This window comes from Streptomyces sp. NPDC092952 (genome assembly GCF_044754785.1).
Classification (GTDB): Bacteria; Actinomycetota; Actinomycetes; order Streptomycetales; family Streptomycetaceae; genus Streptomyces.
Genome location: NZ_JBIVPT010000006.1, coordinates 163960 through 185026 on the forward strand (window position 1 = coordinate 163960; position 21067 = coordinate 185026).

Genomic DNA, 21067 nt, shown 5'->3' on the forward strand with positions numbered 1-21067 from the left:
GCCGGGATCACGCGCCGAGCACGGCGGTCCGGAGCTCCGGGGTGCCCGTCCCGTCGTACCGGGCCCCGCCGTACCGGGCCTCGTCGTACCGGGTCAGCAGCAGGCGGGCCAACTCCGTTGCCGGGCCGAGGACATCGGCCAGGACGTCGGCACCGGCCGCCCCTGCCGCGATCCGGTCCGGCAGCCGGCCGGGCGCGATGACGTACGGTGCCACCGCCACCCGGCTCACGCCTTCGGCCCGCAGGGCCCGTACCGCTTCCCCGGTGCCGGGGAAGCCGCCGGGAGAGGTGGCGGAGGCGAACGCAGGCCGCACGGAACACCAACCGGTGTGCCGCAGCTCCCGCGCGATTTCAGCGATCACTGCGATCGCCTCCGGGTCTGTGGAGCCCGCCGAGGCCAGGACGAGACCGGTCGACGCCCGGTCGGCGGGGTGGACGCCCGCTTCACGCAGGCGCCGAAGCAGCGCCGCGTTGAGCAGCGGGGACGGGCCGAGCACCTCGGCCTGCCGGATCCGCAGCCGGGGCAGTCCGCGCCGGGCCTCGTCCAGCACCGCGGGGATGTCGGACTTGGCGTGGAAGGCCCGGGTCAGCAGCAGCGGAAGGGCGACGGCCGACTCCGCGCCCTCGGCGGCCAGCCGCTCCAGGACCCGCGGCACCGACGGCGCGTTGAAGTCCAGGAAGCCGGTCGCCACCCGCAGCCCCGGCCGCAGCGACCGTACCCGCGCGGTGAGCGCGTGGACGGTCGCCGCGTGCCGGGGATCGCGGCTGCCGTGGGCGATGACGAGGAGAACCGGGGCGGCGGGCATGCGCGGCACCCCTAGCTCTTCACCAGGAGGCCGCGGCCGCGCAGTACCCACCGCTCCAGCGGGCTGAAGATCAGCAGGTCGATCGCGATGCCGACGGTGAGGATCAGGATGATGGCGAGGAACACCATCGACATGCTGCTGGTCTCCCGGCCCTGCTCCAGCAACTGGCCCAGGCCCACGCCCAGATCGGGCGAGGAGGCGATGATCTCGGCGGCCATCAGCGAGCGCCAGGAGAACGCCCAGCCCTGCTTCAGCCCCGCCAGGTAGCCGGGCAGCGCGGCGGGCAGCACGATGTGCCAGGTGCCCCGCAGCCCGGTCGCGCCGAGCGTCTGCCCGGCCCGCAGATGCAGCGGCGGGATCTGGTCGACGCCCGCCACCAGGCCGTTGGCGATCGACGGGACGGCACCCAGCAGGATCACCGCGTACATCATCCGGTCGTCGAGCCCCAGCCAGATCACCGCGGGCGGCACCCAGGCGACCGAGGGCAGCGACTGGAGCCCGGACAGCACCGGCCCGATCGCCGCCCGGACCAGCCGGACCCGGGACACCAGCAGCCCCAGCGGGGTGCCGATGGCCAGCGCCAGCAGGAAGCCGAGCAGACCGCGCGAGACGCTGGTCCAGATGTAGCCGAGCAGAGTGCCCTGCGCCCAGGCGTCGGACACCTCGCCCCACACCTGGGACGGCGACGGCAGCTTGTAGTCGTCGGTGACCTGGGCCCAGATCAGCAGCTGCCACACCACGAGCACCAGGGCCACCGCCACCACCGGGGGCAGCACCTTGCGCACCAGCACCTGGCGGACGGGGGTACGGCTCACCCGTACGGTGTCGAGGGCGTCGAGCCCCGCCTCCAGGCCCGCCAGGTCCCGGGAGGCGTCCTGGGCGGAGGTCTCAGTGCTGGCCATGTCGGCGGATCTCCCCACGCAGTTCTTCGGTGATCTCCACGGAGAGCTCGGCCACCGCGGTGTCCTCGATGCGGCGCGGGTGGTCGATGCCGACCGTCCACTCCCGGGCCACCCGGCCCGGCCGCGAGGAGAGCAGGACGACCCGTTCGGCGAGCCGGACCGCCTCGCGCACGTTGTGCGTGACGAAGAGGACCGACAGGTTCGTCTCGCGCCAGATCCGGGTCAGCTCGTCGTGCAGCACGTCCCGGGTGATCGCGTCGAGCGCGGCGAACGGCTCGTCCATCAGCAGCAGTTGACTGTCCTGGGCGAGCGCGCGGGCCATCGCCACCCGCTGCCGCATCCCGCCGGAGAGTTCGTGCACCCGCTTGCCGTGCGCGCCGTCGAGCCGGACGAGTTCGAGCAGCCGCTCGGCCTCGGCGCGGCGCTCGGCGCGCGGCACACCGCGCAGCCGCAGCGCCAGTTCGATGTTCTTGCCCGCGGTGAGCCACGGGAAGAGGGCGTGCTCCTGGAACATCAGGGCCGGCCGCCCGCCGGGGGTCTCGATCGCCCCCGACGTCGGGCGGTCGAGCCCGGCCACCAGATTGAGCAGGGTCGACTTGCCGCATCCCGAGGCGCCCAGGAGGGTGACGAACTCGCCGGGGGCGACATCGAGCGTGATGTCGTCCAGGACGAGCTGCCGCCCCTCCGGTCCGTCGAAGGACTTCGAGACGTGGTCGATGCGGGCGGCGTGCCCGGACCGCGTGCGGTCCTCGGCCTTGGTGAGTGTGGTGGTCGCCATGGTCGTCACCTCCTGGGAATCCTCTTCGGGTACCGGACGCGCTACTTGACGCCGAGACCGGCGTCGGCGACCTCGGGCCTGCCCGCGGCCTTCAGGATCTTGTTCAGCGGCTTCAGGTCGTAGATGCCGCCGAGGTCCGTCCGCTCCAGGAGGCCCGCCTGCACCGCGTGCTCGGCCTCGGTGTCGAGCGTGGCGGCCAGCGGGTCGTCGATGAACTGGACCGACTTCCACGCCGGGTCGATGACCTCGGCCGGGAGCTCCTTGCCGGACAGCTTCTTGAGCGCGGCGTTCGCCGACGCCTTCGCCCTGTCCGGGTTGGCGTTGATCCACGCGTTGGTGGCGACCGTGCCGCGCAGCACCGCCTCGACGACGTCCGGGTGCTCGGTGAGGAACTTCTGCGACACGATGATGTTCGTGATCACGAACTTGTTGTCCGGCCACAGCGTCGACTCGTCCAGCAGCACCTTCGCGCCCTGCGCGACCAGCTTGGACGCGGTCGGCTCCGGAGCCCAGGCGCCGTCGATGGAACCGGACTTGTAGGCGTCCGGCGTCACCTTGTTGTCCGTACGGACCACCGAGACGTCGCCCCGGCCGCTGTTGGCGTCGACCTTCCAGCCCTTCTCGGATATCCAGTTGAGGAAGGCGACGTCCTGGGTGTTGCCGAGCTGCGGGGTGGCGATCTTCTTGCCCTTGAGGTCGTCCAGGGTCTTGATCTTCGCCGGGTTCACCACCAGCTTCACCCCGCCGGACGCCGAACCGCCGATGATGCGCAGGCTCTTGCCCTTGGACTTGGTGAAGCCGTTGATGGCGGGGGAGGGGCCGATGAAGCCGATGTCGATCGAGCCCGCGTTGAGCGCCTCGATCTCGGAGGGCCCGGCGTTGAACGTCGAGGGCTTGACCGCGGTGGAGCCCAGCTCCTTGGCGATGATGCCCTCCTCGATGCCGACCAGGGCGGTCGCGTGGGTGAGGTTCGGGAAGTAGCCGATCTTCACGGTGTCCGCGGAGAGTTTCTTGCCGCCGCTGGAGACGTCCGCCTTAGGGGCGTCGTCCTTCGCGGCGGAGCCGTAGCCGCAGGCGGTGACGGCCAGGGCGAGCAGCGGCAGGGCGGCGACGGCGGCGAGGGCGCGGCGCGCGGTGGAACGGGGGGCAGACACGGGAGGCTTTCCTCTCGTCGGCCCGGTGCTCGCGTCCCGCGGTGTTACGGGGACGCGGCCGGGAGGTCGGCAGGTCTTCGTCTGGACGTGCTGAACGGGCCGCACAGGTGGTGCGGTTGGTGCGAGTGGGCGCGCAGGCGGTGCGCGTACGTCATCACACACATCGCGCGACCCCGCCCTGGCCGCTGCCGAGGGCGCCGCTGCCGACGCGGCCGCCCTCCTTCGCGAACGTGGAGTAGATGTCGACGGCCATCAGAAGTCCCACTCGGCGTCGTCGTCCGCGGCTTCGGCGTCCTTCGTGGCCGTGGCGGCGAACGAGGCGCCCGCCATGCCCGCCGACAGGGTGGTGCCGTCCGCCGGGTCGATCAGCAGGAACGATCCGGTGCGCCGGGAGTCCGCGTAGGCGTCCAGCGCGAGCGGCTCCGCAGTGCGGACGACGACCCGGCCGATGTCGTTGGCGACGAGCTGTCCGGGCGCCGGGTGCTGGGAGAGGTCGTCCAGGGTGAGCCGCGAGGGGATGTCCTTGACGATCGCCTTGACGGTGCGGGTGGTGTGCTTGAGCAGGACCCGGTGGCCGACCCGGAGCGGCTGGTCGGCGACGTGGCAGACGGTCGCCTCGACGTCCTGGGTGGTGGCGGGGGCGTCGCCCGAGGGGGCGATCAGGTCGCCGCGCGAGATGTCGATGTCGTCGGCGAGCCGGAGCGTCACCGACTGGGGGGCCCAGGCGATGTCCACGCTCTCACCGAGCGCGTCGATCGCCGAGATCGTCGACGTACGCCCGGACGGCAGGACGGTGACGGCCTCGCCGACCCGGAAGGCCCCGGCGGCTATCTGGCCCGCGTAGCCCCGGTAGTCGGGGTGCTCGGCGGTCTGCGGGCGGATCACGTACTGGACCGGGAAGCGGGCGTGGCAGGCGGTCAGGTCGTGGCTGACCGGCACCGTCTCCAGGTGCTCCAGGACGGTGGGGCCGCCGTACCAGTCCATGTGCGCGGACGGCTCCACCACGTTGTCGCCGGCCAGTGCGGAGATCGGGATCGCGGTGATCTCCGGGACGCCGAGCGAGGCGGCGTACGCGGTGAACTCCTCGGCGATGGCGGCGAAGACCGGCTCCGCGTAATCGACCAGGTCCATCTTGTTGACCGCCAGCACCACGTGCGGCACCCGCAGCAGGGCGGCGACGGCTGCGTGGCGGCGGGTCTGCTCGACGACCCCGTTGCGCGCGTCGACCAGGACGACGGCCAGCTCGGCCGTCGAGGCGCCCGTCACCATGTTCCGGGTGTACTGCACGTGCCCGGGGGTGTCGGCCAGGATGAACCGGCGGCGCGGGGTCGCGAAGTAGCGGTAGGCGACGTCGATGGTGATGCCCTGCTCGCGCTCGGCGCGCAGCCCGTCGGTGAGCAGCGCCAGGTCGGGCGCCTCCTGGCCCCGGTTGCGCGAGGCGTGCTCGACGGCCTCCAGCTGGTCGGCGAGGACCGACTTGGAGTCGTGCAGCAGCCGCCCCACCAGGGTTGACTTGCCGTCGTCGACGGAGCCCGCGGTGGCGAAGCGCAGCAGGGTGGTCGCCGACAACTGCTCGGTCGTGGTGGTCATCTAGAAATACCCCTCGCGCTTGCGGTCTTCCATCGCGGCCTCGGAGAGCTTGTCGTCGGCGCGGGTCGCGCCGCGCTCGGTGAGCCGGGAGGCGGCGATCTCGGCGATCACGGCGTCCAGCGTCGTGGCGTCGGAGTCCACGGCGCCGGTGCACGACATGTCGCCGACGGTGCGGTAGCGGACCTGCCGGGTCTCGACGGGCTCGTGGTCCCCGGGGCCGCCCCACTCCCCGGCGGTCAGCCACATGCCGCTGCGGTTGAAGACCTCGCGGTCGTGGGCGAAGTAGATCTCCGGCAGCTCGATGGCCTCGCGGGCGATGTACTGCCAGACGTCCAGCTCGGTCCAGTTGGAGATCGGGAAGACCCGGACGTGCTCACCGGGGGCGTGCCGGCCGTTGTACAGCTGCCACAGCTCGGGGCGCTGGCGGCGCGGGTCCCACTGGGAGAACTCGTCGCGCAGCGAGAAGACCCGCTCCTTGGCGCGCGCCTTCTCCTCGTCGCGCCGCCCGCCGCCGAACACCGCGTCGAACCGGTGCCGCTGGATCGCCTCGGTCAGCGGCACGGTCTGGAGCGGGTTGCGGGTGCCGTCCGGCCGCTCCCGGAGCTTCCCGGCGTCGATGTACTCCTGCACGGAGGCGACATGGAGCCGCAGCCCGTGCCGGGCGACCGTGCGGTCGCGGTACTCCAGCACCTCGGGGAAGTTGTGCCCGGTGTCCACGTGCAGCAGGGTGAACGGCACCGGCGCGGGCGCGAACGCCTTGAGCGCCAGGTGCAGCATCACGATCGAGTCCTTGCCGCCGGAGAAGAGGATCACCGGTCGTTCGAACTCGCCCGCCACCTCGCGGAAGATGTGCACGGCCTCGGACTCCAGGGAGTCCAGATGGCTCAGCGCGTACGGACTGTCGGTGCCTTCCGACACGGTCGCCGTGGTGGTCACACCGCACCCCTCTCGCTCAGCAGCGCGTACAGCTGTTCCGCGGACTCCCGCACGGTCTGCCGGTGCGACTCGATCCGCAGATCGGGCGCCTCGGGCTCCTCGTACGGGTCGTCGACGCCGGTCAGCCCGCTGATCTCGCCCGCCGCCTGCCTGGCGTACAGGCCCTTCACATCGCGTGCGGAGCACACCTCGACCGGGGTCGCGACATGGATCTCCAGGTACGGGGTGCCCTCGGTCTGGTGGCGCCCCCGCACCGCGTCCCGGCTGTCCGCGTACGGGGCGATGACCGGGACCAGCACCTTCACGCCGTTGGCCGCCAGCAGTTCGGCGACGAAGCCGATCCGCTGGACGTTGGTGTGGCGGTCCTCGCGGGAGAAGCCGAGCCCGGCGGAGAGGAACTCGCGGATCTCGTCCCCGTCGAGGACCTCCACCCGGTGGCCCTCGCCGCGCAGCCGTCCGGCCAGCTCGTACGCGATGGTCGTCTTGCCCGCGCTCGGCAGACCGGTCAGCCAGACGGTGGCTCCCGTCTCCGTCACGCTCATCGAAGTCTCCTGATCGGTCGTCATCAGTCGTGCAGCCCGCACTCGGTCTTGCCCCGGCCGGCCCAGCGCCCGGCGCGGGCGTCCTCGCCCGCCAGCACCCTGCGCGTGCAGGGCTCGCAGCCGACGGAGGCGTAGCCGTCCATCAGCAGCGGGTTGGTGAGGACACCGTGCTCCGCCACGTAGGCGTCCACGTCGTCCTGCGTCCAGCGGGCGATCGGCGACACCTTCACCTTGCGGCGCTTGGCGTCCCAGCCGACGACGGGGGTGTTCGCCCGGGTGGGCGACTCGTCGCGGCGCAGCCCGGTCGCCCAGGCGGTGTAGCCGGTCAGCCCCTCCCGCAGCGGCTCGACCTTGCGCAGCCGGCAGCAGAGGTCGGGGTCGCGGTCGTGCAGCCGGGGCCCGTGCTCGGCGTCCTGCTCGGCCACCGTCCGCCGGGGCGTCAGCGTGATCACGTTGACGTCCATCACGGCCGCCACCGCGTCCCGGGTGCCGATGGTCTCCGGGAAGTGGTAGCCGGTGTCCAGGAACACCACGTCGACGCCGGGGCGGACCCGGGAGGCGAGATGCGCGACGACCGCGTCCTCCATGGAGGAGGTGACGCAGAACTTCTTGCCGAAGGTGTCGACGGCCCAGATGAGGATCTCCGTGGCGGAGGCGTCCTCCAGCTCCCGGCCGGCCCGTACGGCCAGTTCCGCGAGCTCCTCGTCCTGCCGGGTGACCGTCATGTCCCGTTCCCCTCGCCGTCGTCGTGGACCAGGCCCCGGGTCAGCAGGCCCAGGAATCTGAGCTGGAACGCGCGGTTGCAGGTGGCGCATTCCCAGGAGCCGTGCCCGGCCTCGTGCGGCCGCAGGTCCTCGTCACCGCAGTACGGGCAGTGGAACGGGGCGGCGCGTTCGCTCATGACAGCGACTCCGCACCGGCCCGCGCCGCCCAGGCCGCGAACCGTTCGCCGTCCTCGCGCTCCTCCTGGAAGCGGCCCAGCACCCGCTCGACGTAGTCGGGCAGTTCGGCCGCGGTGACCTTCAGACCGCGGACCTTGCGGCCGAATCCGGCCTCCAGGCCCAGGGCGCCGCCCAGGTGCACCTGGAAGCCCTCGACCTGCCGGCCGTCGGCGTCCAGCACGAGCTGGCCCTTGAGGCCGATGTCCGCGGTCTGGATGCGGGCGCAGGCGTTGGGGCAGCCGTTGATGTTGATGGTGAGCGGTTCGTCGAAGTCGGGGAGGCGGCGCTCCAGTTCGTCGATGAGCGAGGCGCCGCGCGCCTTCGTCTCGACGATCGCCAGCTTGCAGTACTCGATGCCGGTGCAGGCGAGCGTGCCGCGCCGGAACGGCGAGGGCCGCACCTGGAAGTCGAGCGCCTCCAGCCCGGCGGTGAGCGCCTCGACCTGGTCCTCCGCCACGTCGAGGATGATCATCTTCTGCTCGACGGTGGTCCGGACCCGGCCGGAGCCGTGCGCCTCGGCGAGATCGGCGATCTTGGCGAGGGTGGCGCCGTCGACGCGTCCGACCCGGGGGGCGAAGCCGACGTAGAACCGGCCGTCGCGCTGCGGGTGGACGCCGACGTGGTCGCGCCAGCGGCTGCTGGGCTCCGCAGGCGCCGGACCGTCCAGCAGCGGGCGCTTCAGGTACTCGTCCTCCAGCACCTGGCGGAATTTGGCCGGGCCCCAGTCGGCCATCAGGAACTTGAGCCGGGCGCGGTTGCGCAGCCGCCGGTAGCCGTAGTCGCGGAAGATCCCGACGACACCGGCCCAGACGTCCGCGACCTCGTCCAACGGCACCCAGGTGCCGAGCCGTTCGGCCAGCCGGGGGTTGGTGGAGAGGCCGCCGCCGACCCAGAGGTCGAAGCCCGGACCGTGCTCGGGGTGCTCGACGCCGACGAAGGCGACGTCGTTGATCTCGTGGACCACGTCCTGCACCGGCGAACCGGAGATCGCGGTCTTGAACTTGCGCGGCAGGTTGGAGAACTCCTTGCTGCCGATGTACCGCTCGTGGATCTCGTCGACGGCGGGCGTCCCGTCGATGATCTCGTCGGCGGCGATACCCGCCACGGGGGAGCCGATGATCACGCGCGGGCAGTCGCCGCACGCCTCGGTGGTGGAGAGCCCGACGGCCTCCAGCTTCTCCCAGATGGCCGGGACGTCCTCGATCCGGACCCAGTGCAGCTGGACGTTCTGCCGGTCGGTGATGTCCGCGGTGCCGCGCGCGTACTGCTGCGAGACCTCGCCGATGACGCGGAGCTGCCCGGTGGTCAGCCGCCCGCCGTCGATGCGGACCCGCATCATGAAGTACCGGTCCTCCAGCTCCTCGGGCTCCAGGATCGCGGTCTTCCCGCCGTCGATGCCCTCCCGGCGCTGGGTGTACAGGCCCCACCAGCGCATCCGGCCGCGGAGGTCGTTGGGGTCGATGGAGTCGAATCCCCGCTTGGCGTAGATCGTCTCAATGCGTGTCCGGACATTGAGACTGTCGTCGTCCTTCTTGAACTGCTCATTGCCGTTCAACGGGGTGTAGTGCCCCAGGGCCCACTGGCCCTCGCCGCGGTGGCGGCCGGCCTTGCGGCGGGGCGTTGCGGGCGCAGGCTGTTCCGGGGTGGCGGCCATGACAGTACGTCCTTCGGGACTGCGGGAGGGCTGCTCTGAACTGCACACTCGCGTCGGATCGCGGCGGTGCGCAGGGCATTGCGGAGAAAGAGGAAGAGGCGGCGGTGCTGGGACTCTCAGCTCGCCGGACAGATGGCGCTGGACACGCGGCCGAGGTCGACGTGGCGTCGACTCACCAAGGCAATTCCAGTTCCAGGCATGTCGGAAGCGTGGCACGCGCATCTTGGGCCAGTCCACCACTATCCGTTATGTGGACGAGAATATCCCGATGGGTGAGATGGTGTGGCGCCCGTCACTCGGGGTCACCGGAGCGGTCTGTCCGTAATGACGCTAATCCTCCGGGCGCCCGCAGCACCGTCGCACCGCCGCCGTTCCGCCGAACGGCCCAGCCGGAAGGCCCTGTTGAACGGCTCCGCCGGGCGGTCCGGCCGGGCGGTTCAGCCGCGGGCGGCACCCGGCCAGGGGCCCGGGGTCGCCACCTCGGGCTCCAGCTCCACCTTGGTGTCGAAGAGCCGGAAGCCGCGCCGCAGGTAGTTGTCCATGGCGTGCGGGCCGTCCTTGGAGCAGGTGTGCAGCCAGACCCGCTTCGTCGGCGTCCGCTCCGGCCACCGCTCCGCCAGGTCCCAGGCGCGGGCCACCCCGTACGAGAGCAGGTGGCCGCCGATCCGGCGCCCCCGGAAGGCCGGGATCAGTCCGAAGTACATGATCTCGACGACGCCCTCGTCCTGCGGGTCCAGCTCGACGTACCCGGCCGGGGTGCCGTTCTCGTACGCGACCCAGGTCTCGGCGCCCGGCCGGTCCAGGGCCTCCTGCCACTGCGCGTACGTCATCCCCAGCCGGTCCGTCCACTGGATGTCCCCGCCGACCGCCGTGTACAGGAAGCGGCTGAACTCCGGCAGCGGCGTCTGCGAACGGACGATCCGCACATCCCCCTCCGGGGCCGGGGCCGGCCGCAGATCGTCGGGGGAGGTCTGCTCCAGGGACCAGATGGTCACCTCGGTGGTGCGGGCGGGGGCGGGAGCGGCGGTGCGCGGTGCGGGGCTGTTCATGACTGCCAGGGAACCACGCCCCGTCGCGTCCGCCAAAGCCGGTCCCGAAGCGCGGACACCCCGTCCTAACTGCGGTGACGTGCTCCGACCACCACCGGGGCCGTCGACCGGGGCAGCAGGTCGGCCGGATCGTCCGGATGGATCACCTCCACCTCCACGCCGTCGCCGAAGCGGTACGGGCGGTGCGCGAGCACCTGGGCGAGATGGCGGCGCACCCGGGAGATCTCCGCCCGGACCGTCACCGTCCGGCTCGGGTCGCCGAACAGGTCCTCGGCCAGCTCGGAGGCGGTACGCCCCTCGCGGCGCAGGGCCAGCGCGTACAGCAGCTCCGCGTGGCGCGGCGAGAGCCGCTGCGTCCAGGTGCCCACCTCGCCCACCACGTTGATCCTCAGCCCGTGCGGCCGGCTCAGATCCAGCACCACCCGCTGCGGTGCCCCGTCCGACGGCGCGTCCGCGACCTGGATCAGCCAGCCGCCCGGCAGCGGCTCCACCCGGCACATGCCGAGCGACGGCAGCCACACCCGGCCCGGCCGTAACGCCTTGGGCAGCGGCAGCCGGTCCACCGGCTCCATCCCCGTCACCGCGGCGAGCCAGCCGTTGACGTCCACCGCCAGTGCCCGGCCGCCCAGCCGGCACACCAGCGGCGCCGCCACCGAACGCAGCCGGTCGAGCGCCCGCAGATGCCGGTCCCTGATCTCGCTCTCCGCCAGCCCGGCCACCGAGCTGACCAGGGCGAGCGTCGTCGGATGGAACGTCGAGAGCGGACCGCTCATGTCGACGATGCCCATCAGCCGGCCGTCGCGCGGATCGCGGACCGGCGCCGCCGCGCACGTCCAGTTGTGCAGGGCGCGGACGAAGTGCTCCGAGGAGTGGACCTGGACCGGGACCCGGGCCGCCAGCGCCGTGCCGATCGCGTTCGTCCCCGTGCTCTCCTCCGCCCAGGTCGCCCCCTCAGCCAGGCAGATGCCGTCCGCCCGCCGCAGCACCGCGGCGTTGCCCCGGCGCCACAGCACCCGGCACTCCACGTCCGTGACCACCACGATCTGCTGGGCGGCGTCCGCCAGCGACACCAGCCGGTCGTTCAGCAGCGGCATCACCTCGCTCAGCGTGGAGCCGCGCCGCCGCTTCTCGACCTCGTCCACCCCGAGCAGCACGCTCTCGGTCGACTGCTCTGGATCGAGGCCGCGGTGCACCACCCGGTTCCAGGACGCCTCGATCTCGGCCCTCGGCGCGGTCGCCGGCCGGTCGCCGGAGCCGACCGCCTCCCTGGCCCGGTGGACCGCCCTGGCTGCCCGGCCGGACTGCCAGGCGGGCGTCCGCATCCCTCCGAAGGCGTCAGTCCCCACTTCGAATTCCCCTCACGTGCCAGGGCCTGCTCGACACACCACGGCCCCATTTTGTCGCCGCGGGGGGCCGCACACCGCACACTCCGCACATTGGTTGCAACCCTTTGCAACCCTGGCGAGAGCGGGCGGGGCCGTACGAGAGTGGCGGAACACCGTTTGACGGGGCCCGTGTCCCGGCGCCGGTGTGTGGACGGAGGGTGGTGCCGTGTCGGCGCAGCACCACCCTCCGTCGCTGTGCGCCGGGCCCCTACGGCCGGGCCCGCTCGACGATCGAGGCCAGGTCCAGGCTGTGCGGCAGCGTCCCGAAGCCGGCGCCCCCGTCCCCGCCCAGCCGCGAGGCGCAGAACGCGTCGGCCACCTCCGGCGGGGCCCACCGCACCAGCAGCGCGCCCTGGAGCACCAGCGCCATCCGCCCGGCCAGCCGACGGGCCCGCGCCTCGGCCCCGTCCAGGTCCGCCAGCTCCGTCAGTACGCCCCCGATCGCCCGGTCCAGCCGGTGATCGGCCCCGCGCGCCGCCCCGACCTCCCGCAGATACGCGTCCAGCGCCATCGGCTCGCGCCGCAGCGCCCGCAGCACGTCCAGCGCCTGCACGTTCCCCGAGCCCTCCCAGATCGAGTTGAGCGGCGCCTCGCGCAGCAGCCGGGGCATCCCGGACTCCTCGACGTAACCGTTGCCGCCGAGGCACTCCAGCGCCTCGGCCACCAGCGGGGCGCACCGCTTGGTCACCCAGTACTTCGCCGCGGGCACCGCGATCCGCAGCAGGGCCCGCTCGCCCTCGGTGTCCGCGTCGTACGCCGCCGCCAGCCGCATCGCCAGCACCGTCGCGGCCTCCGACTCCACCGCCAGATCGGCCAGCACATTGCGCATCAGCGGCTTGTCGATCAGCGGCCCGCCGAACACCTCCCGGTACGCGCAGTGGTGGACCGCCTGCGCCACCGCCTGCCGCATCAGCGCCGCCGAACCCACCACGCAGTCCAGCCGGGTCGCCGCCACCATCCCCATGAGGGTGTGCACCCCGCGCCCCTCCTCGCCGACCCGGCGCGCCCAGGTGCCGTCGAACTCGACCTCGGCCGAGGCGTTCGACCGGTTGCCCAGCTTGTCCTTGAGCCGCTGGATCAGGAAGGTGTTGCGGGTCCCGTCCGGCAGCACCCGGGGCAGCAGGAAGCAGGTCGGCCCGCCGGGCGCCTGCGCCAGCACCAGGAAGCCGTCGGACATCGGCGCCGAGCAGAACCACTTGTGGCCGGTGAGCAGGTACTCGCCCCCGGCCGCCAGCGGCTCGGCGCGCGTCGTGTTCGCCCGTACGTCCGTGCCGCCCTGCTTCTCCGTCAGCCCCATCCCGAGGAGCGCCCCGGCCTTCGTGGCGACGGGCCGCAGCTCCCGTTCGTACACCGTCGAGGCGAGCAGCGGCTCCCAGACGGCGGCCAGCGCGGGATCGGCGCGCAGCGCGGGCACCGCCGCGTGCGTCATCGACAGCGGGCAGCCGTGCCCCGCCTCGGCCTGCGTCCACACCAGGAACCCGGCCGCGCGCCGCACATGGCCGCCGGGCCTGCCCCAGGCGCCGGTCAGGCCCGCGCCGACCGCGTGCCCGAGCAGCCGGTGCCAGGCCGGGTCGAACCCGACCTCGTCGATGCGGTGCCCGTACCGGTCATGGGTGTGCAGCACCGGCGGAAGCGCGTTCGCGCGCGCCCCCCACTCCTGCACCTGGGCGGAGCCCGCCGCCCGGCCCAGCTCACCGAGCTCGCCCCGGACCCCGGCCAGCAGACCGGGCGCGAGGTGGCGCTCCACGGCCTCGGTGAGGGCCCGGTCGGAGCTGTAGACGTCGTAGCCGGTCAGCGGCGGGGGCTGGTTGGACACGGTGTGGGTGGTGGCTGCCATGCCGATACGGTAAGAGACGTGCAGGCAGCAGATGAAACACCCGAGAGGCGACGGGGCCGGCTCCACCGGGCCAGAGTCCTCTACCGCAATGTGTCCAAGCGGCAGATGGCCTGGCAGTTGCTCAAGGACACCGTCAATTCGTGCATGGAGTACCGGATTCTCGGGCTCGCCGCCGAGGCCGCGTTCTTCACCCTGCTGTCCCTGCCGCCCCTGCTCCTCGCCCTGATCGGTCTGCTCGGATACGTCGACGAGTGGACCAACACCACCACCGTCGCCTCCATCGAGCGCAACATCCTCGACGCCGCGGGGACCGTGCTCAGCGAGCGCGGCGTCAACGACTTCGCCAAACCGCTCCTCGCGGACGTCTCCACCGGCGCCCGCCCCGACGTCATCTCGATCGGCTTCGCGATCGCGCTCTGGTCGGGCTCCCGCGCGGTCAACGTCTTCATCGACACGATCACCGTGATGTACGGACTCGACGGCCAGCGAGGCATCGTCAAGACCCGGCTGCTCTCCTTCCTCCTGTACGTCGTCGCGCTGCTGCTCGGGTCCGTGGTGCTGCCGCTGCTCGTCGTCGGCCCGGACCGGGTCGTCGAGTTCGTCCCGTGGGGCACCGAGCTCATGAGCGTCCTGTACTGGCCGCTGGTGATCCTGCTGTCGATCGTGTTCCTGACGACGCTCTACCACGTGTCGGTACCGGTGAGGTCGCCGTGGATCGAGGACGTGCCCGGGGCGCTGGTCGCGCTCGCGATGTGGGCGCTCGGCAGCTTCCTGCTGCGCATCTACCTCACCAGCACGGTCGAGGGGCCGACGATCTACGGCTCGCTGGCGGCCCCGATCGCCGTGCTTCTCTGGATCGGCATCTCCGCCTTCGCCGTGCTGGTCGGCGCGGCGGTCAACGCGGCCATCGACCGGGTGTGGCCCTCGATGGCGACGGCCGCCGCCCGTGAGGCGAACGACCGGCTGCGGGCCGCCCAGGCGGCCGAGTTCGTCGCCCGGTCGCAGGCGGAGAGCCCGAAGGGGAGCAGGCCGGAATACGACTGGGACGACGAGGGCGACGACGAGGACGACGGGCTGGCCGACAGCCCGTACATGCCGTCCGAGTTCCCCGAGCGCTGGTCGAAGTTCCTCCCGCCGGACGACGTGAAGTCCCGGATCCACCCGCACCGCGAGAAGGGGCCGGACAAGGAGCCGGGCGAGGACGGCGACACGGCCCCGGAGAAGGACGGCGGCCCGGAGCGGGACGGGCGCGGCGGCGCCCTCGGCGGCTGACGCCCCGGCAGAACCATGGGCGAGGAGCGGTATCGGGAGCGGGCGTCACGGTTCGAGGGCGCGACCGCGTGGACGCTGGACCTGTCCGGGGGACCGGTCGGTCCGGTGCTGCCCGACGGCTGCATGGATCTGCTCTGGATCGGCGGACGGCTGCTCGTCGCGGGCCCCGACACCCGGGCCATGACCCCGTCCGTCCCGGCCACCGGGCGGTGCGCCGGGCTCCGATTCGCCCCCGGCACCGCCCCCGCGCTCCTCGGCGTACCGGCGCACGAACTGCGCGACCGCCGGGTCGAGCTGGCCGACCTGTGGGCCCCGGACCGGGTACGCCTGCTCGCCGACCGGGTCGCCGGGGCCCCGGACGCGGCCGCCGCGCTGGAGGCCCTGGCGCTGGGGGCCGCCGCCCGCGCATCGGCCCCGGATCCGCTGATGCGGTACGTCGCGGAGCGGCTCGGCGCGGGGCTGACCGTCGCCGAGACCGCGCGGCGGGCCGGGATCGGCGCCCGCCAACTGCACCGCCGCTCGCTCGCCGCCTTCGGCTACGGGCCCAAGACGCTGGCCCGGGTGCTGCGGCTGCGGCGGGCGCTGGCCCTGGCCCGGTCGGGGGTGCCGTACGCCGAGGCGGCGGTCCGGTCCGGCTGCACCGACCAGGCGCATCTCGCCCGGGAGATGCGGGCCCTGACCGGGACCACCCTCACCGCCCACCTCGGCCGCTGAGCGCCCCGGACCCGGGCTGACATGCCGGGTGGCCACCTTCCGGCCGAAGGCGACCCGACAGGCTCTCAGCCGTTGGCGGCGAAGAGCGAGACCGCGCAGCCGTCCGGGTCGAGGACCGTCGCGTACCGCTGCCCCCACACCGCGTCCCACGGCGCCAGATGCCCCCGGTACCCGGCGCCGGTCAGCTCCTCGTACACCGCGTCCACCTCCGCCGGGCCGTCGCACCGGAAGGCCAGCGAGAGGCGGTCGCAACCGGCCGGCGGGGCCCAGCCGGGGTCGAACGAGCGGATCACGTCCTCGGTGTCCCAGAGCAGCCGCTGCCCGCCCGGGAGGGCCACTTCGACGTGGGGTGCGGATTCCGCTCCGGCGGGGATGTCGAGGCCGAGCCGGCGGTAGAAGGCGAGCGATGCGGCGAGATCCGCCGTGACGATGCCGATCGCGTCCATGCGTGGAGTCATGCCCCCGACCGTAGGCCCGGCCCCGGCACCGGGTCTTGTACGAAACGGACGTCCGGCCCGGTCAGCAGTCGGCGGGGGAGGTGCCCGGGTCCGTCAGGGCGAGACCGAGCTGGGCGCGCTCGGTGACCCAGCGGCTCGGGCGGTGGCGCGGGTCGCCCGTCGTCCGGTGCAGCGCCCGGTGCAGCGCCAGCATCCGGTCCGCGCCGATCCGCTCGCCCCAGGCCAGCGGGCCGTACGGGTAGCCGAGCCCCGCCGTGACCGCCAGATCGATGTCGCCCGGGGCGGCGATGGAGCGCTCCGCGATCCCGGCCGCGACCGACACCACCGAGGCGAGCAGCCGCTGTGCCACCGACCCCGCCGTGTCCCGCACCACCGACACCGCCCAGGGCTCCTCGTCCGCCGCCGCCCGGGCCAGGACCGCGCGGGCGTCGCGCGCGGCGGCCGGATCCGCCGCCGGGGTCACCGCCAGCACCCGGCGCCGCCCGGCCGCGGGCAGCGGGTCGACCCCGAAGGCGCGTCCGGCGGGCAGTCCGTCGGCGGCCACCGCCGAGGCCACCGACGTCCCCCACACCGGGACCAGCACCACGGCCGCCTCCGACGGTCCGTCACCGGACTCCACCGCGGCGCCCGAAGCGGCCAGCGCCGCCCGCAGTGCCGCCGCGTCCCGGTCCTGGCCCTCGGGGGCGTGCACGAACACCGGGCGGTCCGGGTCGCCGGTGACGGGCGGTTCCGGCGCGGGGGCGGGGGCCCCGGAGCCGTACGCGTACCAGCCGCGCCCGGTCTTGCGGCCGTGCAGACCGGCCGTCACCCGGTTCGGGGTGAGGTAGGAGGGGCGGAGCCGGTCCGCGTGGCGGAAGCCCTGCCAGATCGAGTCGATCACCGCGGCCGTCACGTCCAGCCCGGTGAGGTCCATCAGCTCGAAGGGGCCCATCCGCAGCCCCAGCACGTCACGGGCGATCCGGTCGATGTCCGCCGGTTCGCCGACGGTCTCCTCCAGCAGCGCCAGGGCCTCGGTCACCAGCCCGCGCCCGGCGTGGTTGACCAGGAAGCCGGGTGTGTCGGCGACGGTGACCGCGCGGTGGCCGCACCCCTCGACGAACGCGGTCAGGACGGGCGGGATCTCCGGGCGGGTGGCCGCGCCGGGCACGATCTCGACGATCCTCATCAGCGGCACCGGGTTGAAGAAGTGCAGCCCGGCCAGGCGCGTCGGGTCCTTCAGCGCCGAGGCGATCGTGGTGACCGACAGGGAGGAGGTGTTGGTCGCGAAGACGGCCGCCTCCGGGAGCGCCCGCTCCAGCCGGCCGAAGACCTCGGCCTTGGTGGCGAGGTCCTCCCGCACGGCCTCCACGACCAGCTCGACCTCCGGCCCGGCGGCCCACGGATCGCCGAGCGGAACCAGCCGCCCCAGGGCGGCGTCCCGGTCCGCGCCCGACATCCGGCCCTTCGCCACGGCCCGCTCCAGCATGGACCGTACGAAGTCCACGGCGGCCGTCACGGCCTCGGCGCGCACGTCGCCCAGCTCGACGGTGTGTCCGGCGGTCGCCGCCCACTGGGCGATGCCGCGGCCCATGGCCCCGGCGCCGACGATCCTGATACGCATGGCGGTTGCGGTCCTCTCGGGGTGTCACATGTGATCGGTCTCAGCGAAGATAGACGGGAAGCGGGCCCATGTCTGCGGGCGGCGGCCGGAGTTCGGTCACCGCCCGGATCCATGGGCCCGTCCGGCCGCCGGGCGCAGGGGCGTGCTCCGGAAGCGGTGCCGTCCGTCCGCCGGGCGGACGGGGCCTCCGGACCGCGCCCCGGGGCCCGGCGGCATCCGCCCGTCCGTCCCGAAAGGCCACACCGTGCCCGACCGCCAGCCCGACGTCGTCATCTGCGAACCCCTGCGTACGCCCATCGGCCGGTTCGGCGGGGTCTTCGCCGGGCAGACCCCGGCCGGCCTCGCCGCGCGGGTCGTCGCCGAGGTGGTGGCCCGCACCGGGATCGCGCCCGACGCCGTCGACGAGGTGATCCTCGGGCACTCCTACCCGTCCGCCGAGGCGCCCGCCATCGGCCGGGTCGCCGCGCTGGACGCCGGGCTGCCCGAGACGGTCACCGGATCGCAGGTCGACCGCCGCTGCGGCTCCGGCCTCCAGGCGGTCCTGGACGCGGCGATGCAGATCCGGGCCGGTTTCAGCGAGGTCGTCGTCGCGGGCGGCGTCGACGTGATGAGCGCCGCCCCGTACTACACCCACGACGGCCGCTGGGGCATCAAGGGCCCCGGCCTCCAGCTCCACGACGCGCTGGCCCGGGGCCGGGTCACCGCGGGCGGCCTCCACCACCCCGTCCCCGGCGGCATGATCGAGACCGCCGAGAACCTGCGGCGGGCGTACGCCGTCGGCCGGGCCGAGCAGGACGCCCTCGCCCTGCGCTCCCAGCAGCGGGCCGCCCGCGCCGCCGCCGAGGGGCGGTACGACGCGGAGATCGTCCCGGTCACCGTACGGAGCCGCAAGGGCGGGACGGTCGTCACCACCGACGAGCATCCGCGCCCCGACACCACCGCGGAGCAGCTGGCCGGGCTCCGCCCGGTGATGGCGAGGACCGACCCGGAGGCGACCGTCACCGCGGGCAACGCCAGCGGGCAGAACGACGCGGCCGCCGCCTGCCTGGTGACCAGCGCGGCCACCGCCGAGCGGCTCGGCCTGACCCCGCTGGTCCGGCTGGTCTCCTTCGCCCGCGCCGGGGTGCCCGCGGCGACGATGGGGCTCGGCCCCGTTCCGGCGACCCGCACCGCCCTGGAGCGGGCCGGGCTCACCCTGGCCGACCTCGACCTGATCGAGCTGAACGAGGCGTTCGCCGCCCAGGTCCTGGCCTGCACCCGGGAGCTGGGCCTCGGCGAGAAGGACCACGAGCAGCGGATCAACGTCAACGGCTCCGGGATCTCCCTCGGCCACCCGGTGGGCGCGACCGGTGCCCGGATCCTCGCCACGCTCACCCGCGAACTGCACCGCCGCGAGGCCCGGTACGGCCTGGAGACCATGTGCATCGGCGGCGGCCAGGGCCTCGCCGCGGTCTTCGAGCGGATCGCCGGCTGAGAGCCGCGGCCGGGCCCCGGCCGGCACCGGTGGGCTCAGGTCCGGGCGATCCCGGCGACGAAGCGGGCGGTCAGGGCGGTGGGGGCGGTGATGGCGGTCCCGACGACCACGCTGTGGGCACCGCGCGCCAGGGCCTCGGCGGCCTCCCCGGGGGTGTTGATCCGGCCCTCGGCCACCACCGGGACGGTGATTGCGGCGGCCAGCGCGGAGACCAGGTCGAGGTCGGGGCCGGACTGCCGGGGGCTGCCGGACACGTAACCGGAGAGCGTGGTGGAGACGTAGTCGGCGCCCTGCTCGGCGGCCGCGATTCCCTCGTCGAGCGTGGCGACGTCGGCCATCACCAGCGCGCCCGCCCCGTGCACCGCCGCGACCAGCTCGGCGAAGGTGGAGCCGTCCGGGCGGGGCCGGTCGGTGGCGTCGGCGGCGACGATCCGCGCCCCGGCCCCGGCGACGGCCAGGGCGTGCCGGACGCTCGGGGTGATGTAGACGCCGACGTCGCCGTCCTTCCACAGCCCGATCACCGGAAGGTCGACGGCCTCGGTGATCGCGGCGACCACCTCCGGCTCGTTGGCGCGGATCGCGGCGCCGCCCCCGGCGACGGCCGACCGGGCGAGCCGGACCAGGGTGGCGGTGTCCCGCATCGGGTCGCCGGGCGGGGCCTGGCAGGAGACGATCAGCCTGCCCCGGAGGGCGTCGGCCAACTCCCCGGCGGACAGGGTCGGTTCCCGGGTGGTCATGGTCGGTTCCTGAACGGTCGTGGTCGGTTCCTGGGCGGTCATCGCGGGGCTCCCGGGTGGTGGAGGGGCAGGGTGGTGGTGAGGGCGGCGGCGCCGAGCACCGCCGCGTCGGCGCCGAGGAGGGGCGCCCGGGGCAGCAGACCGCGCAGCGGCCCCATCAGCTCCGCGGTGAACGCGGCGGCCAGCGCGTCCCCGTAGAGCGGGCCGATCCGGGGGACGCCGCCGCCGACGACGACCCGGTCCGGCCCCAGCGCGTTGGCGAGGCCGCCGAGCAGCCGGCCGGTGGCGGTGGCGCCTGTGGTGATGGCGCGGACGGCGGCCGCCTCGCCCCGCCCGGCGCGGGCGGCGACGGTCTCCAGCCGGTCCACCGGCGCGCCGGTCAGCCGCTCGTAGTGGGCGGCGATGCCGGGACCGGAGGCGATGACCTCCAGATGGCCGGTGGCCCCGCAGGTGCAGGGCAGCCCGGCCGCCTCGGGGCTGGGGAGATGGCCGAGATGACCGGCCAGCCCGGCCGCCCCGTGCAGCATCCGCCCGTCGACGGCGACCGCGCCGCCGACGCCGGTGCCGACCGCGAGGAAGAGCAGCGAGCCGTGCGCGTACCCGGGCTCGGCGGTCAGCGCCGCCAACTCCGGACCCGCTGTGGCCCGTACGTCGTTGTCGCAGGCCACCGGGGTCCCGGTGCGGTCGGCGAGGCCCGCGCCCAGAGCGGTCCCGGCCCAGCCGCCGATGGAGTCGGTGGCGCTGGTGACCAGGCCGGTACGGGGGTCGACCACCCCGGCAGCCGCGACGCCGATCGCCGTGGCCCGGCGCTCCGGGTCGACGGCCGCCGCCGCCCCGGCGAGCGCGTCCAGCACGGCGGGCGCGCCGTCCCGGGCCGGGGTGGGGCGGGTGTGCCGGGCCAGGACCGTGCCGTCCGGCCCGACGAGCGCGGCGGCGATCTTCGTACCGCCGAGGTCGAGCCCGGTCACCGGGGCCGTGCCCCGCGCGGAGTGTCCGCTCATCGGACCGGCGGCGGGCAGACGGCGGACCCGGCACCGCGTCGGCCGGGCGGGGTGCCGACCGGCGGGACGACACCGGGCGGCGGTGCGGTCAGGGACATCGTGAGGCTCCAGCCCGGTCGGTGCGCCGATCCGTGGCCCGGGCCGACTGAGCGGATCGAGACATGAGACGTAAGATGTCTTATGTCTCGCACACCTTAGACGGGTGTGCCCGAGTCCGGTCAAGGGGGCCGGTGCCCCG

The 21067-nt window shown here is 73.8% G+C and carries 21 protein-coding genes; 3 read left to right on the forward strand and 18 right to left on the reverse strand.

Going from position 1 to position 21067, the window contains the following annotated elements:
- Nucleotides 1–7: 7 nt before the first annotated feature.
- The 14 genes from ACIQGQ_RS17365 to ACIQGQ_RS17430 form a co-directional block, all read right to left on the reverse strand.
- On the reverse strand, nt 8–805 hold the full coding sequence (locus ACIQGQ_RS17365; protein WP_402396367.1) for a sirohydrochlorin chelatase: 798 nt from the start codon (nt 803–805) through the stop codon (nt 8–10).
- An 11-nt stretch (nt 806–816) separates the two neighbouring features.
- Nucleotides 817–1707, reverse strand: coding sequence for an ABC transporter permease (locus ACIQGQ_RS17370; RefSeq protein WP_402396369.1), 891 nt, complete (start codon nt 1705–1707; stop codon nt 817–819).
- The gene (locus tag ACIQGQ_RS17375) at nt 1694–2485 is read right to left on the reverse strand and encodes an ABC transporter ATP-binding protein (RefSeq protein WP_402396372.1); all 792 of its coding nucleotides are present in this window, start codon (nt 2483–2485) and stop codon (nt 1694–1696) included. Before ACIQGQ_RS17375 ends, ACIQGQ_RS17370 begins: the two co-directional genes overlap by 14 nt.
- Before the next feature lie 41 nt (nt 2486–2526).
- Nucleotides 2527–3639 (reverse strand): aliphatic sulfonate ABC transporter substrate-binding protein, encoded by a 1113-nt coding sequence (locus ACIQGQ_RS17380; RefSeq protein ID WP_402396375.1) that lies wholly within the window; start codon nt 3637–3639, stop codon nt 2527–2529.
- A 252-nt stretch (nt 3640–3891) separates the two neighbouring features.
- Nucleotides 3892–5229, reverse strand: coding sequence for a sulfate adenylyltransferase subunit 1 (locus ACIQGQ_RS17385; RefSeq protein WP_402396377.1), 1338 nt, complete (start codon nt 5227–5229; stop codon nt 3892–3894).
- Nucleotides 5230–6165 carry a sulfate adenylyltransferase subunit CysD gene (gene cysD / locus ACIQGQ_RS17390; protein ID WP_402396380.1) on the reverse strand — a complete coding sequence of 312 codons (936 nt, stop codon included), beginning with the start codon at nt 6163–6165 and terminating at the stop codon, nt 5230–5232.
- Nucleotides 6162–6707 carry an adenylyl-sulfate kinase gene (cysC, locus tag ACIQGQ_RS17395; protein ID WP_402396383.1) on the reverse strand — a complete coding sequence of 182 codons (546 nt, stop codon included), beginning with the start codon at nt 6705–6707 and terminating at the stop codon, nt 6162–6164. Before cysC ends, cysD begins: the two co-directional genes overlap by 4 nt.
- A 23-nt stretch (nt 6708–6730) precedes the next feature.
- The gene (locus ACIQGQ_RS17400; RefSeq protein WP_402396385.1) at nt 6731–7432 is read right to left on the reverse strand and encodes a phosphoadenylyl-sulfate reductase; all 702 of its coding nucleotides are present in this window, start codon (nt 7430–7432) and stop codon (nt 6731–6733) included.
- Entirely contained in the window at nt 7429–7608 is a 180-nt protein-coding gene (locus ACIQGQ_RS17405) for a hypothetical protein (protein ID WP_402396388.1), read from the reverse strand. The genes ACIQGQ_RS17400 and ACIQGQ_RS17405 overlap by 4 nt, the downstream gene beginning before the upstream one ends.
- Nucleotides 7605–9302, reverse strand: a complete 1698-nt coding sequence (locus ACIQGQ_RS17410) for a nitrite/sulfite reductase (protein WP_402396391.1) — start codon at nt 9300–9302, stop codon at nt 7605–7607. Before ACIQGQ_RS17410 ends, ACIQGQ_RS17405 begins: the two co-directional genes overlap by 4 nt.
- A 116-nt stretch (nt 9303–9418) precedes the next feature.
- Nucleotides 9419–9502 carry a putative leader peptide gene (locus ACIQGQ_RS17415; protein WP_317864749.1) on the reverse strand — a complete coding sequence of 28 codons (84 nt, stop codon included), beginning with the start codon at nt 9500–9502 and terminating at the stop codon, nt 9419–9421.
- A 237-nt stretch (nt 9503–9739) separates the two neighbouring features.
- Entirely contained in the window at nt 9740–10351 is a 612-nt protein-coding gene (locus ACIQGQ_RS17420) for a GNAT family N-acetyltransferase (RefSeq protein WP_402396393.1), read from the reverse strand.
- A 65-nt stretch (nt 10352–10416) separates the two neighbouring features.
- Entirely contained in the window at nt 10417–11673 is a 1257-nt protein-coding gene (locus ACIQGQ_RS17425; RefSeq protein WP_402396906.1) for a GAF domain-containing protein, read from the reverse strand.
- Nucleotides 11674–11944: 271 nt separating this feature from the next.
- Nucleotides 11945–13573 carry an acyl-CoA dehydrogenase family protein gene (locus ACIQGQ_RS17430; RefSeq protein ID WP_402396395.1) on the reverse strand — a complete coding sequence of 543 codons (1629 nt, stop codon included), beginning with the start codon at nt 13571–13573 and terminating at the stop codon, nt 11945–11947.
- 18 nt (nt 13574–13591) lie between these two features.
- Here ACIQGQ_RS17430 and ACIQGQ_RS17435 point away from each other — a divergent pair, with 18 nt between their 5' ends.
- Both ACIQGQ_RS17435 and ACIQGQ_RS17440 read left to right on the forward strand, forming a co-directional pair.
- Nucleotides 13592–14845: a YihY/virulence factor BrkB family protein gene (locus ACIQGQ_RS17435; protein ID WP_402396398.1), complete on the forward strand. Its 1254-nt coding sequence runs from the start codon at nt 13592–13594 to the stop codon at nt 14843–14845.
- Between the two features lie 15 nt (nt 14846–14860).
- A complete protein-coding gene (locus ACIQGQ_RS17440) occupies nt 14861–15559 on the forward strand; it encodes a DUF6597 domain-containing transcriptional factor (protein ID WP_402396401.1) in 699 nt (232 codons plus the stop codon).
- Nucleotides 15560–15624: 65 nt separating this feature from the next.
- Here ACIQGQ_RS17440 and ACIQGQ_RS17445 read toward each other — a convergent pair whose 3' ends face one another.
- Nucleotides 15625–16017, reverse strand: a complete 393-nt coding sequence (locus tag ACIQGQ_RS17445) for a VOC family protein (protein WP_402396403.1) — start codon at nt 16015–16017, stop codon at nt 15625–15627.
- A 61-nt stretch (nt 16018–16078) separates the two neighbouring features.
- On the reverse strand, nt 16079–17617 hold the full coding sequence (locus ACIQGQ_RS17450; protein ID WP_402396406.1) for a 3-hydroxyacyl-CoA dehydrogenase: 1539 nt from the start codon (nt 17615–17617) through the stop codon (nt 16079–16081).
- Between the two features lie 244 nt (nt 17618–17861).
- On the opposite strand from ACIQGQ_RS17450, the gene ACIQGQ_RS17455 reads away from it, so the two are divergent.
- Entirely contained in the window at nt 17862–19091 is a 1230-nt protein-coding gene (locus ACIQGQ_RS17455; protein ID WP_402396408.1) for an acetyl-CoA C-acetyltransferase, read from the forward strand.
- A gap of 35 nt (nt 19092–19126) precedes the next feature.
- On the opposite strand, the gene ACIQGQ_RS17460 is transcribed toward ACIQGQ_RS17455, so the two are convergent.
- Entirely contained in the window at nt 19127–19807 is a 681-nt protein-coding gene (locus ACIQGQ_RS17460; protein ID WP_402396909.1) for an N-acetylmannosamine-6-phosphate 2-epimerase, read from the reverse strand.
- Nucleotides 19808–19866: 59 nt separating this feature from the next.
- Nucleotides 19867–20829, reverse strand: a complete 963-nt coding sequence (locus tag ACIQGQ_RS17465) for an ROK family protein (RefSeq protein ID WP_402396411.1) — start codon at nt 20827–20829, stop codon at nt 19867–19869.
- Between the last annotated feature and the right edge of the window lie 238 nt (nt 20830–21067).

What these genes read in the sequence shown, in the direction of transcription:
- ACIQGQ_RS17430 (WP_402396395.1), bottom strand. Translation starts at nt 13,573, where the DNA reads ATGGCAGCCACCACCCACACCGTGTCCAACCAGCCCCCGCCGCTGACC.
- ACIQGQ_RS17405 (WP_402396388.1), bottom strand. Translation starts at nt 7,608, where the DNA reads ATGAGCGAACGCGCCGCCCCGTTCCACTGCCCGTACTGCGGTGACGAG.
- ACIQGQ_RS17465 (WP_402396411.1), bottom strand. Translation starts at nt 20,829, where the DNA reads ATGAGCGGACACTCCGCGCGGGGCACGGCCCCGGTGACCGGGCTCGAC.
- ACIQGQ_RS17445 (WP_402396403.1), bottom strand. Translation starts at nt 16,017, where the DNA reads ATGACTCCACGCATGGACGCGATCGGCATCGTCACGGCGGATCTCGCC.
- cysC (WP_402396383.1), bottom strand. Translation starts at nt 6,707, where the DNA reads ATGAGCGTGACGGAGACGGGAGCCACCGTCTGGCTGACCGGTCTGCCG.
- ACIQGQ_RS17410 (WP_402396391.1), bottom strand. Translation starts at nt 9,302, where the DNA reads ATGGCCGCCACCCCGGAACAGCCTGCGCCCGCAACGCCCCGCCGCAAG.
- ACIQGQ_RS17365 (WP_402396367.1), bottom strand. Translation starts at nt 805, where the DNA reads ATGCCCGCCGCCCCGGTTCTCCTCGTCATCGCCCACGGCAGCCGCGAT.
- ACIQGQ_RS17370 (WP_402396369.1), bottom strand. Translation starts at nt 1,707, where the DNA reads ATGGCCAGCACTGAGACCTCCGCCCAGGACGCCTCCCGGGACCTGGCG.
- ACIQGQ_RS17415 (WP_317864749.1), bottom strand. Translation starts at nt 9,502, where the DNA reads ATGCCTGGAACTGGAATTGCCTTGGTGAGTCGACGCCACGTCGACCTC.
- ACIQGQ_RS17375 (WP_402396372.1), bottom strand. Translation starts at nt 2,485, where the DNA reads ATGGCGACCACCACACTCACCAAGGCCGAGGACCGCACGCGGTCCGGG.
- ACIQGQ_RS17425 (WP_402396906.1), bottom strand. Translation starts at nt 11,673, where the DNA reads ATGCGGACGCCCGCCTGGCAGTCCGGCCGGGCAGCCAGGGCGGTCCAC.
- ACIQGQ_RS17450 (WP_402396406.1), bottom strand. Translation starts at nt 17,617, where the DNA reads ATGCGTATCAGGATCGTCGGCGCCGGGGCCATGGGCCGCGGCATCGCC.
- ACIQGQ_RS17420 (WP_402396393.1), bottom strand. Translation starts at nt 10,351, where the DNA reads ATGAACAGCCCCGCACCGCGCACCGCCGCTCCCGCCCCCGCCCGCACC.
- ACIQGQ_RS17440 (WP_402396401.1), top strand. Translation starts at nt 14,861, where the DNA reads ATGGGCGAGGAGCGGTATCGGGAGCGGGCGTCACGGTTCGAGGGCGCG.
- ACIQGQ_RS17385 (WP_402396377.1), bottom strand. Translation starts at nt 5,229, where the DNA reads ATGACCACCACGACCGAGCAGTTGTCGGCGACCACCCTGCTGCGCTTC.
- ACIQGQ_RS17400 (WP_402396385.1), bottom strand. Translation starts at nt 7,432, where the DNA reads ATGACGGTCACCCGGCAGGACGAGGAGCTCGCGGAACTGGCCGTACGG.